The organism is Pseudomonas sp. RSB 5.4, from assembly GCF_037126175.1.
GTDB lineage: Bacteria > Pseudomonadota > Gammaproteobacteria > Pseudomonadales > Pseudomonadaceae > Aquipseudomonas > Aquipseudomonas fluorescens_H.
This window is the reverse complement of sequence record NZ_CP146986.1, coordinates 5,071,599-5,091,923: the sequence shown is the minus strand read 5'-3', so window position 1 is coordinate 5,091,923 and position 20,325 is coordinate 5,071,599. Positions and strand designations below refer to the sequence as shown.

Annotated in this window: 17 protein-coding genes; 12 read left to right on the top strand and 5 right to left on the bottom strand. The window is 61.5% G+C overall.

All coding sequences use genetic code 11. The annotated features are described in order from the left end of the window. Positions 1-232: 232 nt before the first annotated feature. A complete protein-coding gene (locus V9L13_RS23030; protein WP_338800620.1) occupies positions 233-2,035 on the top strand; it encodes an acyl-CoA dehydrogenase in 1,803 nt (600 codons plus the stop codon). Positions 2,036-2,235: 200 nt separating this feature from the next. Here V9L13_RS23030 and V9L13_RS23025 read toward each other — a convergent pair whose 3' ends face one another. From V9L13_RS23025 to V9L13_RS23015, 3 genes are all read right to left on the bottom strand, one after another. Further along, complete coding sequence (locus tag V9L13_RS23025) at positions 2,236-4,173, bottom strand: methyl-accepting chemotaxis protein (protein WP_338800619.1); 1,938 nt, start codon at positions 4,171-4,173, stop codon at positions 2,236-2,238. Positions 4,174-4,272: 99 nt separating this feature from the next. Beyond that, on the bottom strand, positions 4,273-4,575 hold the full coding sequence (locus tag V9L13_RS23020; RefSeq protein ID WP_003220971.1) for a cell division protein ZapA: 303 nt from the start codon (positions 4,573-4,575) through the stop codon (positions 4,273-4,275). Further along, positions 4,572-4,802, bottom strand: coding sequence for a hypothetical protein (locus V9L13_RS23015; protein WP_003220969.1), 231 nt, complete (start codon positions 4,800-4,802; stop codon positions 4,572-4,574). Before V9L13_RS23015 ends, V9L13_RS23020 begins: the two co-directional genes overlap by 4 nt. A gap of 278 nt (positions 4,803-5,080) precedes the next feature. Between V9L13_RS23015 and V9L13_RS23010 the strand changes: the two genes are divergently transcribed. The 4 genes from V9L13_RS23010 to V9L13_RS22995 all read left to right on the top strand — a co-directional run bounded on the left by V9L13_RS23010 (position 5,081) and on the right by V9L13_RS22995 (position 13,650). Further along, positions 5,081-6,706 carry a methyl-accepting chemotaxis protein gene (locus tag V9L13_RS23010; protein WP_338800618.1) on the top strand — a complete coding sequence of 542 codons (1,626 nt, stop codon included), beginning with the start codon at positions 5,081-5,083 and terminating at the stop codon, positions 6,704-6,706. 301 nt (positions 6,707-7,007) lie between these two features. Then, a complete protein-coding gene (locus tag V9L13_RS23005; RefSeq protein WP_003220963.1) occupies positions 7,008-8,750 on the top strand; it encodes a potassium/proton antiporter in 1,743 nt (580 codons plus the stop codon). A 34-nt stretch (positions 8,751-8,784) separates the two neighbouring features. Next, on the top strand, positions 8,785-12,138 hold the full coding sequence (gene mscK / locus V9L13_RS23000) for a mechanosensitive channel MscK (RefSeq protein WP_338800617.1): 3,354 nt from the start codon (positions 8,785-8,787) through the stop codon (positions 12,136-12,138). A 48-nt stretch (positions 12,139-12,186) separates the two neighbouring features. Then, complete coding sequence (locus tag V9L13_RS22995; RefSeq protein ID WP_338800616.1) at positions 12,187-13,650, top strand: YdiU family protein; 1,464 nt, start codon at positions 12,187-12,189, stop codon at positions 13,648-13,650. A gap of 6 nt (positions 13,651-13,656) precedes the next feature. Here V9L13_RS22995 and V9L13_RS22990 read toward each other — a convergent pair whose 3' ends face one another. After that, complete coding sequence (locus tag V9L13_RS22990) at positions 13,657-14,004, bottom strand: transcriptional regulator (protein WP_338802896.1); 348 nt, start codon at positions 14,002-14,004, stop codon at positions 13,657-13,659. 372 nt (positions 14,005-14,376) lie between these two features. On the opposite strand from V9L13_RS22990, the gene trxC reads away from it, so the two are divergent. Further along, positions 14,377-14,811 (top strand): thioredoxin TrxC, encoded by a 435-nt coding sequence (gene trxC, locus V9L13_RS22985; RefSeq protein WP_338800615.1) that lies wholly within the window; start codon positions 14,377-14,379, stop codon positions 14,809-14,811. Between the two features lie 130 nt (positions 14,812-14,941). Here the strand turns inward: trxC and V9L13_RS22980 are convergent, their stop codons facing one another. Beyond that, positions 14,942-15,712, bottom strand: coding sequence for a ParA family protein (locus tag V9L13_RS22980; RefSeq protein ID WP_003220955.1), 771 nt, complete (start codon positions 15,710-15,712; stop codon positions 14,942-14,944). Between the two features lie 351 nt (positions 15,713-16,063). Between V9L13_RS22980 and V9L13_RS22975 the strand changes: the two genes are divergently transcribed. The 6 genes from V9L13_RS22975 to V9L13_RS22950 are packed head-to-tail and all read left to right on the top strand — an operon-like array spanning position 16,064 to position 20,300. Continuing rightward, positions 16,064-16,792, top strand: coding sequence for a beta-ketoacyl synthase chain length factor (locus V9L13_RS22975; protein ID WP_338800614.1), 729 nt, complete (start codon positions 16,064-16,066; stop codon positions 16,790-16,792). Beyond that, positions 16,768-17,577: a lysophospholipid acyltransferase family protein gene (locus tag V9L13_RS22970; protein ID WP_338800613.1), complete on the top strand. Its 810-nt coding sequence runs from the start codon at positions 16,768-16,770 to the stop codon at positions 17,575-17,577. Before V9L13_RS22975 ends, V9L13_RS22970 begins: the two co-directional genes overlap by 25 nt. Then, on the top strand, positions 17,558-17,818 hold the full coding sequence (locus tag V9L13_RS22965; protein ID WP_007967290.1) for a phosphopantetheine-binding protein: 261 nt from the start codon (positions 17,558-17,560) through the stop codon (positions 17,816-17,818). Before V9L13_RS22970 ends, V9L13_RS22965 begins: the two co-directional genes overlap by 20 nt. A gap of 9 nt (positions 17,819-17,827) precedes the next feature. After that, positions 17,828-18,082 carry an acyl carrier protein gene (locus tag V9L13_RS22960; RefSeq protein WP_003220947.1) on the top strand — a complete coding sequence of 85 codons (255 nt, stop codon included), beginning with the start codon at positions 17,828-17,830 and terminating at the stop codon, positions 18,080-18,082. Next, positions 18,079-18,624, top strand: a complete 546-nt coding sequence (locus tag V9L13_RS22955; RefSeq protein ID WP_007967286.1) for a membrane protein — start codon at positions 18,079-18,081, stop codon at positions 18,622-18,624. Before V9L13_RS22960 ends, V9L13_RS22955 begins: the two co-directional genes overlap by 4 nt. Further along, a complete protein-coding gene (locus V9L13_RS22950) occupies positions 18,621-20,300 on the top strand; it encodes an AMP-binding protein (RefSeq protein ID WP_338800612.1) in 1,680 nt (559 codons plus the stop codon). The genes V9L13_RS22955 and V9L13_RS22950 overlap by 4 nt, the downstream gene beginning before the upstream one ends. Positions 20,301-20,325 lie beyond the last annotated feature (25 nt).

Below are 20,325 nucleotides of genomic sequence, written 5' to 3'. Positions count from 1 at the left end.
TGCCTGACAATCAAATCCCAATGTGGGAGCGGGCTTGCTCGCGAAGGCATTGCGTCAGTCGACATCTCCAGTGACTGATCCACCGCATTCGCGAGCAAGCCCGCTCCCACAGTTGTTTTGGGGTATTTGTTAAGTCGGTGCTCGGCCCTGACATCACCGTTATCAATCATCGTATTCAGCTTTTATCAGCAAGCCTAGACTCGGCCCAACCCCCATTTTCAGGTAGGCCGCCATGTCCGAGACGCTGCTCAGTTCCCGCAATCTGGCTTTCGAGCTGTACGAAGTCCTCGATGCCGAGGGCCTGACCCGGCGTGAGCGCTTTGCCGAGCACAACCGCGAGACCTTCGACGCGGCCATCGGCACCGCGCGCAGCATCGCCGAGAAATACTTCGCGCCGCACAACCGCAAGGGCGACGAGAACGAGCCGCGCTACGAGAACGGCCAGGCGATTCTGATTCCCGAAGTCAAGCCGGCGGTGGACGCGTTCCTCGAGGCGGGTTTCCTCAATGCCGCACGAAGCTTCGAAGCCGGCGGCATGCAACTGCCGACGCTGCTGTCGCAAGCTTGCTTTGCGCACTTTCAATCAGCGAACGCGGCGACCACTTCCTACCCGTTCCTGACCATGGGCGCGGCCAACCTGATCGAAAGCTTCGGCAGCGACGAGCAGAAACAGCGTTTCCTGCAACCGATGATCGACGGCCGTTTCTTCGGCACCATGGCCCTGACCGAACCGCACGCCGGCTCGTCGCTGTCGGATATTCGTACCCGCGCCGAGCCGGCGCCTGACGGCACGTATCGACTCAAGGGCAACAAGATCTTCATTTCCGGCGGCGATCACCCGCTGTCGGAAAACATCGTGCACATGGTCCTGGCCAAGCTGCCGGACGCACCGCCGGGGGTGAAGGGGATTTCGCTGTTCATCGTGCCGAAGTTTCTGGTCAACGATGACGGCAGCCTCGGCCAGCGCAACGATGTGCTGCTGGCTGGGTTGTTCCACAAGATGGGCTGGCGCGGCACCACCTCAACGGCACTGAATTTCGGCGATAACGGCGAGTGTGTCGGCTATCTGGTAGGCAAGCCGCACCATGGCTTGAGCTACATGTTCCAGATGATGAACGAGGCGCGGATTGGCGTCGGCATGGGTGCGGTGATGCTCGGCTACGCCGGTTACCTGTACTCGCTGGAATACGCCCGCGAACGCCCGCAGGGTCGGGTGCCGGACAGCAAGGATCCGACCACCGCGCCAGTGGCGATCATTCAGCACGCGGACGTCAGACGCATGCTGCTGACGCAAAAATCCTACGTCGAAGGGGCCTTTGACCTCGGTCTGTACGCCGCACGGCTGTTCGATGACACCACCACGCTGGAGAACGAAGCCGAGCGCAAACAGGCGCATGAGCTGCTGGACTTGCTGACGCCGATCGTCAAATCCTGGCCGTCGGAGTTCTGCCTGAAGGCCAACGAACTGGCGATCCAGATTCTCGGCGGCCATGGCTACACCCGCGAATACCCGGTGGAGCAGTATTACCGCGACAACCGTCTGAACCCGATCCACGAAGGCACTCACGGCATTCAGTCGCTGGACTTGCTCGGGCGCAAACTGGCGCAGAATGGCGGCGCCGGATTGAAGCAACTGATCCGTCTGATCGCCAACACCGCCGAGCGCGCGACCGCGTATGAATCTCTGACCGTACTGCGTGAGCCACTGGAGCAACTGGTGGCTCGCTTGCAAACAGTCACCATCGGCCTGCTGACCGATCTGGCGCAGGGCAAGGTCAATAGCAGCCTGGCGAATTCGGCGCTGTACCTGAAAGTGTTCGGGCACACGGTGATTGGCTGGCGCTGGCTGGAACAGGCGATCCGCGCCGAGGAAGGTTTGGTCAAGGGCAATGCGGCGGATGCCGACTTCTATAAGGGTAAGTTGCAGGCGGCGCGGTACTTCCTGACGTGGGAAGTGCCGGGCTGTCACCATGAGCTGGCGTTGCTCGAGGCGCGGGATGATACGTGCCTGGCGATGCAGGATGGGTGGTTCTGAGAGCCAACCCTCACCCCAGCCCTCTCCCGGAGGGAGAGGGGGCCGAACAGGGTATGCTTGAATACTCCATCGACCTGAAAGAGGTCTACCGAATCCATAATCGACTGGCGTTTTCAGGTCGATGTATAGCGAGAGACGGCTCGGTCAGTCCCCTCTCCCTCCGGGAGAGGGCTAGGGTGAGGGGCTTTCAGACTCAGCACTCAGCTCAACTTGAACCCACCCATCTGCCTTGCCAGATCATCCGCCAACCGCTGCAACATCTGACAATCCTCACGACACGCCCGCACCTCGCCCGCCGTGGCCCGGGCCAGATCGGAAATCCCCTGTACGTTGCGGTTAATCTCTTCAGTCACCGCCGACTGTTCTTCCGTCGCGGTCGCAACCTGATGGTTCATGTCGCTGATACGCTCGACCTGCCCGGTAATCGCGGTCAACGACGCCCCGGTACGCTGGCTCGACTCAACCCCGGTGCCGGTCGCCGCCTGCCCGGTGCGCATCGATGACACCGCGTTTTCTGCGCCTTGCTTGAGGCTGCCGATCATCTGCTGAATCTCGTCGGTGGACGCCTGCGTCCTGCGCGCCAAGGTGCGCACTTCATCCGCCACCACGGCAAATCCGCGGCCCATGTCCCCCGCGCGCGCCGCTTCAATCGCCGCGTTGAGTGCCAGCAAGTTGGTCTGCTCGGACACCCCGCGAATCACCGCCAGCACCGAATCGATCGACGCCACCTGATGCGCCAGCTCACCGACCGCGCCCGCCGCCAGGCCGATCTCGTCGGACATGCTTTCGATGTGGCGGATCGAGCCGCCAACCACTTCCCGCGCCTGCAGCGCTTCATCCCGCGCGGTTTGCGAGGCCAGCGCGGCGTTGCCGGCGTTCTGCGCGATTTCCTGCACGGTCAGGCCCATCTCATGCACCGCCGTGGCGACCATGTCGGTCATTTCCTGCTGGCGCCCTGAGCGTTCGGCGGTGTTCTCCACCACTATCGCCACTTGGCCGACCGCGGTGCGCAGGCGCTCGCTGGTGGTCAGCACTTCGCCGATCATCCCGCGCTGGCTGTCGAGAAAGCGGTTGAAGCCGCGCGAGAGATCGCCCAGTTCATCGGCGCGGCTGGAATCTAACCGATGGGTCAAATCTCCACCGCCGCTACCGATTGCTACCAGCGCGGCTGTTACCTGACGAATCGGTCGCACCAACCCTTGGGCCAGCCACACCACCAGCGCCAGGCACACCAGTGCCACCGCCAGACCGATGCCGCCGCTCATCCACATCGCCTTGCGGGCTTCGGCGTAGATCTGCGATTGCGGCACTTCGGCCACCAGCGTCCAGCCCAGATCGCGCAGCGGCAGGCTGAAGGCGAGGAAGTCTTCGCCATCGCGCCGGAAGGAACTGTTAGCGGCGACTTTTTGACCCATGACCGCTTGCGCCGCCGACGCACCGATCTGCTCCGTGAGGGTGCGCTTGCCACTGAACTGCGCCTCGGGATGGACCTGGATCAAACCGTCGGAACGCACGAGATAGACCTTGCCGCGCTCGCCAAAGCTGAAGTTGTGGATCAGCTCCGACAGCTCTTTCATGCTCAGACCCAGCCCCGCGACGCCGACCACTTTGCCGGCCTGCTCGACCTTCAAGTCGATGAACAGCGCCAATTCTCCGGTGGCGCCATCGTTGTCGATGTTCAGGGTGCGCGGCTGGTTGCTGTCGAGAAAGGCATAGAACCAGGCATCGGCCGGTTTGGCCCGGCTGAGGGTGCGATCCAGGCCTTTTTCGGTGATGTAGTGATTGGATTCGGTGCCGATGATCAACGCGGTGAAGGCTTTATGTTCGGCGCGGATGCCTTCCAGATACTGCGCGAAGGCCGCCGTTTTGCTGCTGTCTTCACCCGAGGCCAGCCAGTCGCGCACCATGCTGTTGCTGGCGATGTCTTTGGCGGCGGTCAGGGGCTGGACGAGGATGCGTTCGATGTCGTTGCGCGTCGCTTCGATGCTCGACGGCAGCGCTTGTTCGACCAGATAGCTCTGGGCGAGGCGGTTGACCACCAGGGTATAAATGCCAACCACGATCAGGATGCTGACCAGCAGGGCGGTGCCCATGCTGAGAATCAGCTGCCATTGAATACTGCGTCGCCACAACTGCATGGAGCACCCCCAAAGAATAAGTGGCCGAAACAATGCAACAGCCGTGCCGATTGTATACAACCCAATCGACAATCTATTCTTTGGTTGTGCGCAACCCCATCAGCCCTGATTGATGGTCTTGGCGATGGTTTCGACCGTGGCGCTGACTTGCTCTTGGTAACGGTCGAGTTCTTCCTGGTGCTGCTTCTTCATTTCGATCTGCTGCGAGCACAGGTTCATCGCGGCCAGCACCAGCAAGCGGTCACCGATCAGCGTCGGGTATTTGCGTTTGGTGTCGGCCAGTGCAGCCTTGAGCATCAGTGCGGCATCCAGCAGGGTCTGTTCTTCCCCGGCCGGTGCCTTGATCGAATAGTCCTCCCCGAGAATGGAGATGACTTTTACCCCTGCGGTGCCGTGGTTCATGCGCTGACAGGACCTGCGTTGACGCGATCAACCAAGGCCTGGATACGCGCTGCGGTGGCGCCGTGCTTCTCTTCCTGTTCCATCAGGCTCAGTTGCAGGCTTTCGTTTTCATCCTTGGCCTGGGCCAGTTCCGTGGACAGGGTCTGGTTGGTTTGCGTGAGGGTCTGGTTCTGTTGCACCAGGTCGCTGACGAGCTGTTCCAATTGGCTGAGGGATGCTTCCAACATTTTGATCTTCCAAGCGTTTTTCAAAGGGCGCGTACGATAAAGAAAAGTCACTGCGGATGCCAGGGTTATACCGGCGCAAGGCCTTGATTTTCCTGGTGGCCGACCGTTCTCGCGAGTTTAAAAGACTGTGATCTGCCGATCTGGTTCCTGCACTTCGTCGCTCAGCCCCATATGCGACAAATACGCACAGTGCCTCAAGACTTTAGTCGTATGACCGATAAGTCATCCATACAGCAGTCTCAGCCCGCATGGATGCGGCCCTTTTTGGTATCCGCGCCATGTCCCTTCGCAACATGAATATCGCCCCCCGGGCGTTCACCGGTTTCGCCCTGATCGGCGGCCTGATGCTGATTCTTGGTGTATTCGCCTTGAACCAGATGAGCAAAATCCGCGGCGCCGCCGAGGACATCACCAACAGCAGTGTGCCGAGCATCAAGAACCTCGACGAGTTCACCCAACTGACCTTGCGCCTGAGGGTGCTGTCCTACCGCTTGCTGGTCAACCGTGAGCCGGACGTGCAGCAGAAGACCATGGAACTGCTGGACACCCGCAACCAGCAGATCCGCGCCGCCCAATCGGCCTATGAACCGTTGATCAGCGGCCCGCAGGAACGCGCGGCCTACGATCAATATGTGCAGTTGCTGGGCCAGTACCGCCAGATCGAAGACCGGATGAAAACGCTGTCGCGCAACAATCAGGTGGACGAGTTGCGCAACCTGCTCAACACCGAGTTGCTGAACAACTCCGAAGCGATGAACACCGTGCTCAACCGCCTGATGCAGATCAACGGCGAGCAGATCAGCCAGACCAATCAAGAGGCGGTCGACCAGTATTCCTCGGCGTTCAATCTGGTGGTCACCCTGTTGGTCATCGCCACCGGTCTGACTTTCCTGTTCGCCTGGCTGCTGACCATCAGCATCACCAAGCCGATCTCCAAAGCGCTGGACGCGGCGGAAACCATCGCCGAAGGCAACCTGACCCAGCCGATCCACGTCGACGGCACCGACGAAGCCGGACGTCTGTTGGCCGCCATGGCCAAGATGCAATCGAAGTTGCGCGACACCTTGCAGCGCATCTCCGGCTCGGCCACGCAACTGGCTTCCGCCGCTGAAGAACTGAACAGTGTCACCGACGAAAGCGCCCGTGGCCTGACGCAGCAGAACAACGAAATCGAGCAGGCCGCCACCGCCGTCAACGAGATGACCAGCGCCGTGGAAGAAGTCGCGCGCAATGCGGTGAGCACTTCGGAAGCCTCGAAGAACGCCACCACCTCGGCCGGCGATGGCCGTGACCTGGTACAGGAAACCGTCAGCGCCATCGAACGCATGAGCGCCGATGTGCAGAGCACCGCGACCCTGATCGGCGATCTGGCGAATGAATCCCGCGACATCGGCAAGGTGCTGGATGTGATTCGTGGTCTGGCGGATCAGACCAACCTGCTGGCCCTGAACGCGGCGATTGAAGCGGCGCGTGCCGGTGAAGCCGGGCGTGGTTTTGCCGTGGTGGCGGACGAGGTTCGTGCCCTGGCACATCGCACCCAGCAGTCGACCAGCGAAATCGAACGCATGATCGGCAGCATCCAGAGTGGCACCGAACACGCCGTGGATTCGATGCGCAACAGCACCGAGCGCGCTGAATCGACGCTGAACATTGCCCGTGGTGCCGGGATGTCGCTGGACACCATCAACACCGCGATCGTCGAAATCAACGAGCGCAACCTGGTGATCGCCAGCGCCGCCGAAGAGCAGGCGCAAGTGGCCCGCGAAGTCGATCGCAACCTGGTGAACATCCGCGACCTCTCGGTGCAATCGGCCACCGGCGCGAATCAGACCAGTGCGGCGAGCAACGAGCTGTCGCGCCTGGCGCTGGATCTGAACAATATGGTTGGGCGCTTCAGCCTTTAATCCCCCATGCAGTGGCTGGAGAAACTCCTTTGTGGCGAGGGGATTCATCCCCGATGGGTGGCGAAGCCGCCCCAAACCCGGCTAACAAGGTGGATCAGGTTTGCCCCATCAACCGGTTTACGACTGCTTCGCAGCCGATCGGGGATAAATCCCCTCGCCACAGTTTTCATTCGGTGCACATTCAATGTGATGCCAGCGTAAAAAGCTTTTTGACAGCATCACATTTCAACAGGTTAGAATCGCTGGCACGCAGACTGCATGGTCAGTTTGTGCCCGTCTTTACGCTTCTGGAGTACTGCCTTTGAATGCGACGACCATCAACAGCCTGTTCTTGATCGGCGCGTTGCTGGTAGGTGCAAGCATTCTTGTCAGCTCACTTTCCTCCCGTCTCGGCATCCCCATTCTGGTGATCATCCTCGCGGTCGGCATGACCGCCGGGGTCGATGGCGGCGGGATCATTTTCGATAACTACCCGACGGCTTATCTGGTCGGCAACCTCGCGCTCGCGGTGATCCTCCTCGACGGTGGCTTGCGCACCCGGGTTTCGAGTTTCCGTGTGGCCTTGTGGCCGGCGCTGTCGCTGGCGACGGTCGGGGTGTTGATCACCACCGGGTTGACCGGCATGGCCGCCGCGTGGCTGTTCGACCTGAACCTGATTCAGGGCCTGCTGATCGGCGCCATCGTCGGCTCCACGGACGCCGCCGCGGTGTTCTCGCTGCTCGGCGGCAAGGGCCTCAACGAACGGGTGACCGCCAGCCTGGAAATCGAATCCGGCAGCAACGACCCGATGGCGGTGTTCCTCACCGTGACCCTGATCGACATGCTCGCCAGCGGCCAGACCGGCCTGCACTGGAGCCTGCTCGGGCATCTGGTGCGCGAGTTCGGCATCGGTGGCGTGATCGGTCTGGGTGGTGGCTGGCTGATGCTGCAACTGGTCAACCGGATCAACCTCGCCACCGGCCTGTACCCGATTCTGGTGATCGCCGGTGGTCTGGTGGTGTTCGCCCTGACCAACGCCCTGCACGGCAGCGGCTTCCTCGCGGTGTACCTGTGCGGTCTGGTGATCGGCAACCGCCCGGTGCGCAGCCGTCACGGCATCCTGCACATGCTCGACGGCATGGCATGGCTGGCGCAGATCGGCATGTTCCTCGTGCTGGGCCTGCTGGTCACCCCGCATGACCTGCTGCCGATCGCCCTGCCCGCGCTGGGGCTGGCGCTGTGGATGATTCTGTTCGCCCGCCCGCTGTCGGTGCTGGTCGGCCTGCTGCCGTTCAAGGCGTTCCATGGCCGCGAGAAAGCGTTTATTTCCTGGGTCGGTCTGCGCGGCGCGGTCCCGATCATTCTCGCGGTGTTCCCGTTGATGGCTGGGCTGCCGAATGCGCAGCTGTACTTCAACCTCGCGTTCTTCATCGTTTTGGTGTCGCTGCTGGTGCAGGGCACGAGCCTGCCATGGGTGGCCAAACTGCTCAAGGTGACGGTACCGCCGGAGCCTGCACCGATCTCCCGTTCAGCGCTGGAAGTGCACATCACCAGCGAGTGGGAGCTGTTCGTTTACAAGCTCGGCGCCGAAAAATGGTGCATCGGTTCACCCCTGCGCGAGCTGAAAATGCCCGAAGGTACCCGCATCGCGGCCCTGTTTCGTGGCCAGCAACTGCTCCATCCGTCGGGTAGTACGGTGCTGGAAGTCGATGATTTGCTGTGTGTGATCGGCCATGAACACAACCTTCCGGCCCTCGGCAAACTGTTCAGCCAGGCACCGCAACGTGGTCTGGATCTGCGCTTCTTCGGTGACTTCGTACTCGAAGGAGACGCCCAGCTTAAAGCGGTTGCAGCGCTTTACGGGTTGCCGGCCGAGGGCATCGATCCGGACATGACCCTGGGTGCTTTCATTGCCCAGAAGGTCGGTGGTGCACCGATCGTTGGCGACCAGGTGGAGTGGAACAACACCCACTGGACGGTTGCGGTCATGGACGGGAACAAGATCGGCAAAGTGGGCGTCAGATTCCCCGAAGGAAGTCGCCCGGGTCCCGGTCTCTTCCTCTAAACTGCGTCCACTCTCACTTGCTTGACCGGTCTCTATGCCTACCCTGCGCTCTTTCTTTTTCGCGGCCCTGCTGGGCCTGAGTCTTTCCGTCGGCCCGCTGTATGCCGCCGAACCACCGTCCAGCGAAGCCGTGCAGGCCAGCCTGGACAAACTGGCCGACAGCAAACTGCCGGATGCCGATAAAAAGAGCCTGCAGACGGTCCTGCAAAATACCCTCAATCAGCTCAACAACCGGCGTGACTACGACCAGAAGCTGATCGACCTCAAGCAACAACTGGCCTCCGCCCCTCGGCAGACCATCGAGAACACCCGCGAACTGGCACGCCTCAAGGCCACGGCGGTGGTGCCGATGGCGCAGCGTTTCCCCAGGGAGTCGATCCCGCAGCTGGAGCAGATCCTCACGGATCGCTCGACCCAGCAAAGCGATCTGCAAAAAGCGCTGGCCGATGCCAACAGCCTGATCATCACCGCCCAGACTCGTCCCGAGCGCGCCCAGGCGGAAATCTCCGCCAGCCAGACGCGCATCCAGCAGATCAACACCATCCTCAAGTCCGGCAAGGACAGCGGCAAGACCGTCAGCGCCGAACAACGCGACCAGTTGAACGCCGAACTGGCCGCGCTGAACGCGCTGATCCCGCTGCGCCGTCAGGAACTGGCGGGCAACAGCCAGTTGCAGGATCTGGGCAACAGCCAGCACGATCTGCTCTCGGAGAAATCCGACCGTCTCGACCGCGAGATCCAGGAACTGCAGACCCTGATCAACCAGAAACGTCTGGCGCAGTCGCAGGAAACCGTGACCCAGCAATCGATCGAGGCGCAGAAGGCCGGCGGCAGCAGCCTGCTCGCCAGCGAAAGCGCGGCCAACCTCAAGCTTTCCGACTACTTGCTCAAAAGCACTGACCGCCTCAACGAAGTCACCCAGCAGAACCTGCAAACCAAACAGCAACTCGACAGCCTGACCCAGAGCGACTCGGCCCTCGACGAGCAGATCAACGTGCTCAAGGGCAGCCTGTTGCTGTCGAAGATTCTCTACAAGCAGAAACAGGCGTTGCCACGACTCAAGGTCGACCGCGATCTGGCGGACCAGATCGCCGACATTCGCCTGTATCAGTTCGAAGTCAGCCAGCAGCGCGAACTGCTGAGCAACCCGGCGACCTACGTCGACAATCTGCTCTCCACCCAGCCGCCGGAGCAAGTCACCCCGCAGTTGCGCAGGAGCCTGCTGGATCTGGCCAATACCCGCGCCGATCTGCTGGAACGCCTGAACCGCGAACTGAGCGCGGTACTCAACGAATCGATCACCCTGCAGCTCAATCAGAAACAACTGCTGAGCACCGCGCAAAGCCTGCGCGCGACCCTTGATGAGCAGATGTTCTGGATTCCCAGCAACAAACCGCTGGACGCTGAATGGATACGCGGCGTTCCGGAGCGGCTCAAGCGTCAGGTCGACACCCTGCCGCTGGCGTCGAGCCTGAGCGAACTGACCGACGGCCTGACCCAGCGTCCACTGCTGTTCCTGCCGCTGGCCCTTTTGATTGGCGCGCTGCTGTGGCGGCGCAAACATCTGTATGCGCGGCTGAACAAGGTTCACCAGGACATCGGTCACTTCAAGCGCGACAGCCAGTGGCACACGCCGCAGGCGATCCTGATCAACATTCTGCTGGCGATGCCGGTAGCCCTGGGTCTGGGCCTGTGCGGTCTGGCCCTGCAAATCGACGCCCGCGGGCAAAACGCCAACATGGGCGCGGCGCTGCTGCAAATGGGCCAGGCGTGGCTGGTGTTCTACACCGCCTACCGGATTCTCGCGCCGGGCGGCGTGGCCGAGTTGCACTTTCGCTGGGAAAAACCACAGGTCGAATTCCTTCAAGGCTGGGTACGTCGCCTGGGCCTGGTGGTCATGGCACTGGTGGCGGTCGTGGCTGTCGCCGAGCTGCAACCGGCGGCGCTGGCAGACGATGTACTGGGCATGCCGGTGGTGCTGACCTGCTATGCGCTGATGGCATGGCTGCTCAGCCGCCTGTTGATCAGCAGTCCGGCCCATGAAAACGCTTCGCTGTTCCGCAAGGCCGTCGGCATCATGTTCACCCTGCTGCCGATCGCCCTGTTCGTCGCGGTATGCTTCGGCTACTACTACACCGCGCTGAAACTCAGCGACCGGTTGATCAACACCCTGTACCTGCTGATGTTCTGGCTGGTGATCGAAGCCACCTTCGTCCGTGGTCTGGCGGTTGCCGCACGCCGTCTGGCTTACCAGCGCGCCCTGGCCAAACGCCAGGCCGCGAAAGAGGCCGGCGACGGCGAAGCGGTGATCGAAGAGCCGACCCTGGACATCGAAAAGGTCAACGAACAGTCGCTGCGTCTGATCCGTCTGGCGCTGCTCGGTGGCTTCATCGCCGCGCTGTACTGGGTCTGGGCCGACCTGATCTCGGTGTTCTCGTACCTCGACAACATCACCCTCTACGAATACACCAGCGGCACCGGGGCGAACATGAGCATGGTGCCGATCAGCATCGGCGACATGCTCGGTGCGCTGATCATCATCGGCATCACCTTCGCGCTGGCGCGCAACTTGCCGGGTCTGCTCGAAGTATTAGTGCTGTCGAAACTCAATCTGGCGCAGGGCAGCGCCTATGCGACCACGACGCTGCTGTCTTACGTGATCGCCGGCGTCGGTTTTGTCTCCACGCTGTCGACTCTCGGCGTCAGTTGGGACAAGTTGCAGTGGCTGGTGGCGGCGCTGTCAGTCGGCCTCGGTTTCGGTATGCAGGAGATCTTCGCGAACTTCATCTCCGGCATCATGATCCTGTTCGAACGCCCGGTGCGGATCGGCGACACCATCACCATCGGCAACCTGTCCGGCACGGTGAGCAAGATCCGCATCCGCGCCACGACCATCACCGACTTCGACCGCAAGGACATCATTGTCCCGAACAAGACGTTCATCACAGGGCAACTGATCAACTGGTCGCTGACCGACACCATCACCCGCGTCACCCTGAAACTCGGCGTGGACTACGGCTCCGATCTGGATCTGGTCAAGGAACTGCTGCTCAAGGCCGCCCGGGAAAACCCGCGCGTCCTCAAGGAACCCGAGCCGCACGTGTACTTCCTCAACTTCGGCGAAAGCACCCTCGACCACGAATTGCGCATGCACGTGCGCGACCTCGGTGACCGCAACCCGGTGATCGACGAAGTGAACCGCTTCATTAACCGCGAGTTCAAGAAGCAGCACATCAACATCTCGTTCCGCCAGATGGAGGTGTACCTGAAGAACCTTCACGGCCAGGAATACAAGTTGGTGCCGGTCGAGGACGACAGCAAAACCATCGTGCCGATCAGCGGCGAGCAAAAGCCGCTGCAAGAGCCGCCGCCGGCCAAACTCGACTAACCGGTCTAATCCCAGCAGAATGCTCGGACATTCTGCTGGAGCCGGCCCTTGAAAGCCCTCGACGAACTGACCTTCGACAATCGCTTCGCTCGCCTGGGCGACGCGTTCTCCGCCCACGTGCTGCCCGAACCGATCGACAACCCGCGTCTGGTCGTCGCCAGCCCGGCGGCCCTGGCCTTGCTCGATCTCGAGCCGACGACGGCTGACACTCAGGAATTCGCCGAACTGTTCGGCGGCCACAAGTTATGGGCGGATGCCGAGCCACGGGCGATGGTCTATTCCGGGCACCAGTTCGGTGGCTACACGCCGCAACTGGGCGATGGTCGCGGCTTACTGCTGGGCGAGGTTTACAACAACGCCGGCGAGCACTGGGACCTGCATTTGAAGGGCGCCGGGCAGACGCCGTTTTCGCGCATGGGCGATGGCCGCGCGGTATTGCGTTCGTCGATCCGTGAATTCCTCGCCTCCGAAGCGCTGCACGCGCTGAACATCCCGTCTTCGCGTGCCGCCTGCGTGATCGGCTCCGACACTCCGGTGTGGCGCGAAAAGCAGGAACGCGCCGCGATGGCGCTGCGTCTGGCGCCGAGCCATGTGCGCTTCGGCCACTTCGAATACTTCTACTACACCAAGCGTCCCGAGCAGCAGAAACAGCTCGGTGAGCACGTACTGGCGATGCACTATCCCGAATGCCTGGAGCAGCCGGAGCCGTATCTGGCGATGTTCCGCGAGATCGTCGAGCGCAATGCCGAACTGATCGCCAAGTGGCAGGCCTACGGCTTCTGTCACGGCGTGATGAACACCGACAACATGTCGATCCTCGGCATCACCTTCGACTTCGGCCCGTTCGCCTTCCTCGACGATTTCGACGCCAACTTCATCTGCAACCACTCCGATGATCAGGGCCGCTACTCGTTCAGCAACCAAGTGCCGATCGGCCAGTGGAACCTCAGCGCCCTGGCCCAGGCCCTGACGCCGTTCATCAGCGTCGAAGCCCTGCGCGAAACCCTCGGTTTGTACCTGCCGTTGTTCCAGGCGCACTACCTCGACCTGATGCGTCGTCGCCTCGGTTTCACCAGCGCCGAAGACGACGACCAGAAACTGCTCGAAGACCTGCTGCAACTGATGCAAAACAGCGGCGTCGACTACACGTTGTTTTTCCGCCGCCTCGGCGACCAGTCCGCAGAGCAAGCCGTCGCCCGCCTGCGCGATGACTTCGTCGACATCAAAGGCTTCGATGCCTGGGGCGAGCGCTACGTGGCACGGGTTGCCCGCGATGGCGACAGCGACCAGGAGCAACGCCGTACACGGATGCACGCGGTCAATCCGCTGTACATCCTGCGCAACTATCTGGCACAAAAAGCCATCGACGCCGCCGAACAAGGCGACTACTCCGAGGTTCGCCGGCTGCATGCGGTGCTGAGCAAACCGTTCGACGAACAGCCGGGGATGGAGGGTTATGCCGAGCGGCCGCCGGAGTGGGGCAAGCATCTGGAGATCAGTTGTTCTTCCTGAGACGTCTTAGACAAATACGTCTACAGGAAGCTTGAAAAACTCGGCCAGCCAGCGAACCTGCCGCAAGTTTAACTGCCGCTTGCCGCTAAGGACTTCCGAGACAACTGACTGAGTACCGACCCCGGGCAAATCGCTCTGGGTCAAACCATGTTCACGCATCAAATATCCCAACACTTCATGACCTGGTGGTTTCGGCGTCGGATGATGCGTGCTATCCCACTCCTCAATCCAGTCACTGATGATGTCCAGCAGGCTCGCGAGTGGATGCGAACCATCATCACCGGTTATCTCAAGGATCTCGTCGACGGCCTGAACCAAGGCGTCGTAATCCTCTTCATTTTCTGGCCGACGCAGCGGACGAGGAAAGAAATCCGGATTTTGGTCAGCACCGGAATCTAGCCAAACATTCTCGAAACCAACAAAGTCCCCGGCAAGCGAGTAAATCGCGCGGACATTTAAGTCTTTAACAGACTCAGATCCTTCTAAAAGCTGTGAGAGCGAAAGACGTTTACCCGTTGTGAAGGCCATAGGGATGGAGTCCAAGAGTTATTCCATTCAGGTCGGCACAAGATATCAATTAGATCAAATACGGATAATCAGACTCGGCCCCGACGCGCGTAGGTTCTTTCCTTAAGTGAAGATGGTAATGACCTACAGACCAATTCCTTGATAATCGCGACTTTGCCTCCAGATCAGACTTATAGACTTCCTGCCCGAGAGCCCATCATGTCTGAACCACTCCTAATCCCCTGCCCCGTCTGCAACGGCCTCAACCGCATCCCCGCCGAACGCCTGGGCGATCAGCCGAAGTGCGGGCGCTGCAAATCCGCGGTGCTGTTGAGCAAGCCGTTCGAACTCAAGCAAGGCGACTACGCCAGCCAGATCAAAGGTGATCTGCCGTTGTTGGTGGATGTGTGGGCGGACTGGTGTGGGCCGTGCAAGTCGTTTGCGCCGGTGTTCGAGCAGGCGGCGGCGCAGTTGGCGGGCAAGTGCCGGTTGGCCAAGCTCGACAGCGAGGCCAATCAACAGTTGTCGGCGCAGTTGGGGATTCGTTCGATTCCGAGCCTGATTCTGTTCAAGAACGGTCGGGAAGTGGCGCGTCAGAGCGGGGCATTTCCGTTGCCGCAGTTGATGGCGTGGCTGCGTAGCCAGGGCATCTGACCCTCCAGAGAACCAATGTGGGAGCGAGCCTGCTCGCGAAGGCGTCCGTTCAGTCAACAGAGATGTTGAATGTGCTGGCCTCTTCGCGAGCAGGCTCGCTCTCACAGGACGGTGGGGTGCAATCCGGAAATCAGTGGTCTTCGAGCAGGTTGTGCAGTTCGACGAACTGCTGCGTCAGTTTGTGCCTAGGGTCGAGGTGGATCAGCGGGGTGCTGGCCTGGTGCGACTCGCGCATGCGCACCGAGCTGTTCAGGTACACCGGCAGCACCGGCAAGCCCTCGGCAATCAACTCATCGAGTATCTGCTGCGGCAGGCTGGCCCGGGCCTGGAACTGGTTGACCACGATGCCTTCGACTTCCAGCCCTTCATTGTGGTCTTCCTTCAACTCTTCGATCTCCGCCAGCAGGCCGTACAGCGCCTGACGCGAGAAGCTGTCGCAATCGAAGGGAATCAGCACACGATCAGCGGCAATCAGTGCCGATACCGCGTAAAAGTTCAGCGCGGGAGGGGTGTCGAGATAAATCCGGTCGTATTCGCCATCCAGTTCATCCAGCAACTTACGCAGCTTGTTGATCTTGTGCTTGGCCTCAAGCTTGGGCTGCAGATCGGCCAGTTCAGCGGTGGCGGTGATGATGTGCAGGTTGTCGAACGGGGTTTCGTAGATGTCGGCCTGGTTTTTCTTCGAGAACGGACCGGAAGACAGGGTCTGCTTGAAGAAGTCGGCAATGCCCATCGGTATGTCATTCCCGGTGAGCCCCGTCAGATACTGAGTGGAGTTGGCCTGGGCATCGAGGTCGACCAATAGCGTGCGATAGCCCTCGCTGGCACTCACCGCCGCCAGATTGCAGGCAATGCTGGATTTGCCCACGCCACCTTTCTGATTGAACACCACGCGCCGCATGACAAAACCTCCGTGTATCAAAGAATGACCGAGTGTAGTTGCCTGTGCGTGCGCTTCGCTACCTTCAACGACGCGGACTACAGAGTCAGGCGCAAAAATCAGCGGGAACAGAGGGCAAAAACCTCCCCTGTGCGCTGATTTGCCCGACAGACAAATCGCTCACGATCTGGATAATGGCCAAGTGACAGTTTTTCCGCGAACCACTCAGTACATTTCGTTGAGCAAAACGTAACCAACATTTGCTACACACTCGTCGCACCGGGATAATGCGCGCCACCCGGCGCCAAGCGCCACGTCAGGTCAGCCGCGGCTTTGGCGACTCAAAGCGTCATAAAAGCCCGCAGGGGCGGGATGAACTCCGTGATCAACTTCAACATCGCCCAATGGCGCGCGTGGGCCCCGGGGCTCGACAGCGTGGACGCGTGGCAGGCCTGGAGCCGACAACCGGTCGTGCTCCCGGGCAGCGATGTCGCGCCCGATGTGTCGTTTCTACCGGCCATGCAGCGCCGTCGGCTCAGCCGCCTGGCGCGCATGGCGTTCAGTGTCGGCTGGCCGCTGGCCGACGGACGGGAGAACCTGCCGCTGGTGTTTGTTTCGCGCCACGGCGAAACCCCGCGTACCTTCGAGATCCTCAGTGATCTGGCCAAGGACGAGCCGTTGTCGCCGACCCAGTTCAGCCTGTCGGTGCACAACGCAATCATCGGTCTGTGGTCGATCATGCGCGGCGAAACCAGCGAAATGACTGCACTGGCGGCCGCAGGCGATGGCCTGGAGCACGGCATCGTCGAAGCCGCCGCCCTGCTCGCTGAAGGCGCTCCGGCGGTGCTGCTGATCATCACCGAAGAACAGCCGCCCGAGGCCTATTCGCATTGGGTCGACGATGTGCCGTTCCCTTATGCGCTGGGTCTGCTGCTCACTCCCGGTACCGACTGGCAGCTGACCCTGAACAGCGGCCCGGAGGCACTGTCCAAAGCGCAATGGCCACACGCGCTCAATCTGTTGCGCACCCTGCTCGGCCAGCAATCCCATTGCCAACATGCCTGGAAAAATCGTGTATGGACCTGGCAACGCAACCCGTGACCGAGAAAAACCGCGACGCCTATTACTGGCGCTTGCTGGCCACCGCCGCCAGTTTCGCTCTGTTCGGGCTGGGCGGGCTGTGCCTGCGCCTGCTGGTGTTCCCGTTGCTCGGCTATTTGCCGGGAGACGCGCTCAAGCATCGCCAACGCGCGCGGCAGACCGTCAGTCGGTTGTTCTGGTTTTTCGTGCGGTTCATGGCCCGCACCGGCGTCCTGACCTATGAAATTCAAGGGGCGGAACGCCTCGGCCGGCCGGGGCAGATGATCATCGCCAACCATCCGTCGCTGATCGACGTGGTGTTCCTGATCGGCCTGGTGCGTCAGGCCAATTGCGTGGTGAAGAAAAGCCTGTGGGAAAACCCCTTCACCCGCGGCCCGCTGCGCAGCACCGAATACATTAGCAATGACGGCAGCATGGACATGCTCGATGCCGCGGCCGAATCCCTGCAAAACGGCCAGACCCTGATCATTTTCCCCGAGGGCACGCGCACTCAACCCGGTCAGGCGCCAGCCTTTCATCGGGGGGCGGCGGCGATTGCCCTGCGCGGTGCGAAAATCCTTACGCCAGTGGTCATCAAGGTCAATCCGACCACCCTGACCAAGGCCGAACCCTGGTATCGCATCCCCCACCGCCGCGTGCACTTCAGTTTTCGTATCGGGGCCGATATAGATCCACAGACTTTCGCCACGCAAGGCCCTGCACCGCAGGCCTCGCGCAAGCTCAATGATTATTTGCACTCTTACTACATCAAGGAGCTCGCCGAAGATGAGCGATCTGCACCGTGAAATAAAACTGCTGATCATCGACGCCCTGGGCCTCGAAGACATCAGCGTCGACGACATCGGCGACGAGCAGACGCTGTTCGGCGAAGGCCTGGGCCTGGATTCCGTCGACGCACTGGAACTGGGTCTGGCGATCCAGAAAAAGTACGGCATCAAGATCGACGCCGACGCCAAAGACACCCGTAACCATTTCACCAACGTGGCGAGCCTTGCGGCGTTCGTCACGGCAAAACAGGCAGCTTGAGACCGGACCATGCAAACTCGTGACGACATTTTCAACACCCTGCGCGATGCCTTGGTCGAGCTGTTCGAACTGGATCCGGCGCGGATCAGCCTGGAGTCCAACCTGTATCAGGATCTGGAAATCGACAGCATCGACGCGGTCGACCTGATCGATCACATCAAACGCCAGACCGGCAAGAAAATCGCCGCCGAAGAATTCAAATCGGTGCGCACTGTCGGTGACGTGGTCGAGGCGGTCTACCGTCTGGTTCAACCGGCCGCATGAGCCGATTGATCGGCCTCGGCCTGCTGTTGGCGGGGCTGCTGTACCCCTTTGCGGTGTATTTCGGCATGGAGCACTTCGCCCCGTGGCAGTTCGGACTGCTGCTGGGCGGCCTGTGGCTGGCGCGCGCGCTGACCGGCGAACGCAAGCCCGGCAGCCGCTGGATGGCCTGTGTGGCGATCGTGTTCTGCCTGCTGCTGGCGCTGTTCGACAGTCCGCTGTTGCTGCGCTGGTATCCGGTGTTGATCAGCGGCTTCATGCTGGTGCTGTTCAGCCTGAGCCTGAAATACGGGCCGCCGATGGTCGAGCGCCTGGCGCGACTGCGCGAGCCGCACCTGCCGCCCGAGGCGATCCGCTACACCCGCCAGGTCACCGTGGCCTGGAGCGTGTTTTTCTTCTGCAACGGTTTGTGCGCCGCGCTCCTGACCCTGTGGGCGCCGCTGCATTGGTGGATGTTGTACACCGGCCTGATCTCCTACGGATTGATCGGCCTGATGTTTGCCATTGAATGGCTGATACGACAACGGGTAAGAGGCCGTAAATGAACTGGATAAAACTTGAGCAACTGTTGCTCAAGGCCCTGCCGGAGCGCGCGATCAGCGCCGCCCCGGCGCTCGACCACACGCAACTGCGCGAGCAGGCGCTGAGCGTTGCCGCCGGCCTGCAGGCACGCGGCGTGCAGCGCATGGCGGTACATCTGGAAGATGCCGCCGACCTCGCCATCGCCCTGCTCGGAGCCTGGCGCGCCGGCGTCGCCGTCCTGCTGCCCTCCGACCTGCAAGCGCAGACCCGCCAGCGCTGGTCGAGTGAGGTCGATCTGTGGTTGAGCGATCACCCCGATGATGCTCACTTGAGCGATCTGCTGCAGCCGGCCCTGCCCGGCGCCGAACTCGATCTCGTGCAGTGCCGCCTGAGCCTGTGCACCTCCGGCTCCAGCGGTGAACCCAAGCGCATCGACAAGACCTTGCGCCAACTGGCCAACGAGGTCGAGGCACTGGAGCAACTGTGGGGCGCGGATCTCGGTGAAGCCTGGATCATCGGCAGCGTCGCCACCCAGCACATCTACGGTTTGTTGTTCCGGGTGCTGTGGCCGCTGTGCGCCGGACGTCCGTTCGGGCGCAAGCAACTGGCATTCTCGGAAGACCTGCAGCGCGCCAGCCGCGAACACCCGGCCTTCGCCTGGGTCGCCAGCCCGGCGCTGCTCAAGCGCATGGGCGACAACCTCGACTGGCCGGCTCTGAGTGCCGTGCGCCGGGTGTTTTCCTCCGGCGGTGCGTTACCGGCAGACGCAGCACAGAGTCTGCAGCAACGCCTGCACCAGTGGCCGACGGAAATCCTCGGCAGCTCGGAAACCGGTGGCATCGGCTGGCGTCAGGGCGCCAGCCTGTGGCAGCCCTTCGCCGGGGTTGAACTGAGTCAGGACAGCGACGGCGCCCTGCTGATCGCTTCACCGTACTTGCCCGCCGGGCATGTCGAACACACCGCCGACGCCGCGCGCATCGCTGCCGACGGGCGTTTCGAACTGCTCGGGCGGCTGGACCGCATCGTCAAACTCGAAGAGAAGCGTATCTCCCTGCCGATGCTGGAACAGGCGCTGATCGCCCACGACTGGGTCGCCGAAGCACGCCTGGGCGTGGTTCAGGAAAACCGTGCGGTGCTGGGGGCCTTGCTGGTGCTCAGCGACGCAGGCCTGTTTGCCTTGCGTGAACAGGGCCGTCGCAACCTGACCGAAGCCCTGCGCAAACACCTGAGCCAGCATTGCGAAGCCTTGGCCTTGCCCCGGCGCTGGCGTCTGGTGCGGCAACTGCCGCTGAACAGCCAGGGCAAGCTGCCGCAGGCCGACATCGAAGCGCTGCTGCTGGCGCCACGGCCGAAAGCCCCGGAAGTGCTGGAACAGCTCGAAACCGACGGCGAGTGGAGCCTGCAATTGAGTGTTCCGCCGGACCTGGCCTACTTCAGCGGTCACTTCCCCAAGGCCCCGGTGCTGCCCGGCGTAGTCCAGGTCGAATGGGCACTGAACCTCGGTCAGCAACTGCTGAACCTGCCCGGCAAATTTGCCGGCATGGAAGTGCTGAAATTCCAGCAACTGGTGCGCCCGGGCGATGAAATCCAGCTGCACCTGCGTTTCGATCCCGAACGCGGCAAGCTGTATTTCGCCTACCGCAATGACACCGCGACCTGCTCCAGCGGGCGAATCCTGCTAGGAGCCGCCGATGCATAACCTGTGGCGAGGGAGCTTGCTCCCG

Coding starts and splice junctions, on each gene's coding strand:
- V9L13_RS23030 (WP_338800620.1), top strand. CDS start 233: ATGTCCGAGACGCTGCTCAGTTCCCGCAATCTGGCTTTCGAGCTGTAC.
- V9L13_RS23025 (WP_338800619.1), bottom strand. CDS start 4,173: ATGCAGTTGTGGCGACGCAGTATTCAATGGCAGCTGATTCTCAGCATG.
- V9L13_RS23020 (WP_003220971.1), bottom strand. CDS start 4,575: ATGAACCACGGCACCGCAGGGGTAAAAGTCATCTCCATTCTCGGGGAG.
- V9L13_RS23015 (WP_003220969.1), bottom strand. CDS start 4,802: ATGTTGGAAGCATCCCTCAGCCAATTGGAACAGCTCGTCAGCGACCTG.
- V9L13_RS23010 (WP_338800618.1), top strand. CDS start 5,081: ATGTCCCTTCGCAACATGAATATCGCCCCCCGGGCGTTCACCGGTTTC.
- mscK (WP_338800617.1), top strand. CDS start 8,785: ATGCCTACCCTGCGCTCTTTCTTTTTCGCGGCCCTGCTGGGCCTGAGT.
- trxC (WP_338800615.1), top strand. CDS start 14,377: ATGTCTGAACCACTCCTAATCCCCTGCCCCGTCTGCAACGGCCTCAAC.
- V9L13_RS22980 (WP_003220955.1), bottom strand. CDS start 15,712: ATGCGGCGCGTGGTGTTCAATCAGAAAGGTGGCGTGGGCAAATCCAGC.
- V9L13_RS22975 (WP_338800614.1), top strand. CDS start 16,064: ATGAACTCCGTGATCAACTTCAACATCGCCCAATGGCGCGCGTGGGCC.
- V9L13_RS22970 (WP_338800613.1), top strand. CDS start 16,768: ATGGACCTGGCAACGCAACCCGTGACCGAGAAAAACCGCGACGCCTAT.
- V9L13_RS22965 (WP_007967290.1), top strand. CDS start 17,558: ATGAGCGATCTGCACCGTGAAATAAAACTGCTGATCATCGACGCCCTG.
- V9L13_RS22960 (WP_003220947.1), top strand. CDS start 17,828: ATGCAAACTCGTGACGACATTTTCAACACCCTGCGCGATGCCTTGGTC.
- V9L13_RS22955 (WP_007967286.1), top strand. CDS start 18,079: ATGAGCCGATTGATCGGCCTCGGCCTGCTGTTGGCGGGGCTGCTGTAC.
- V9L13_RS22950 (WP_338800612.1), top strand. CDS start 18,621: ATGAACTGGATAAAACTTGAGCAACTGTTGCTCAAGGCCCTGCCGGAG.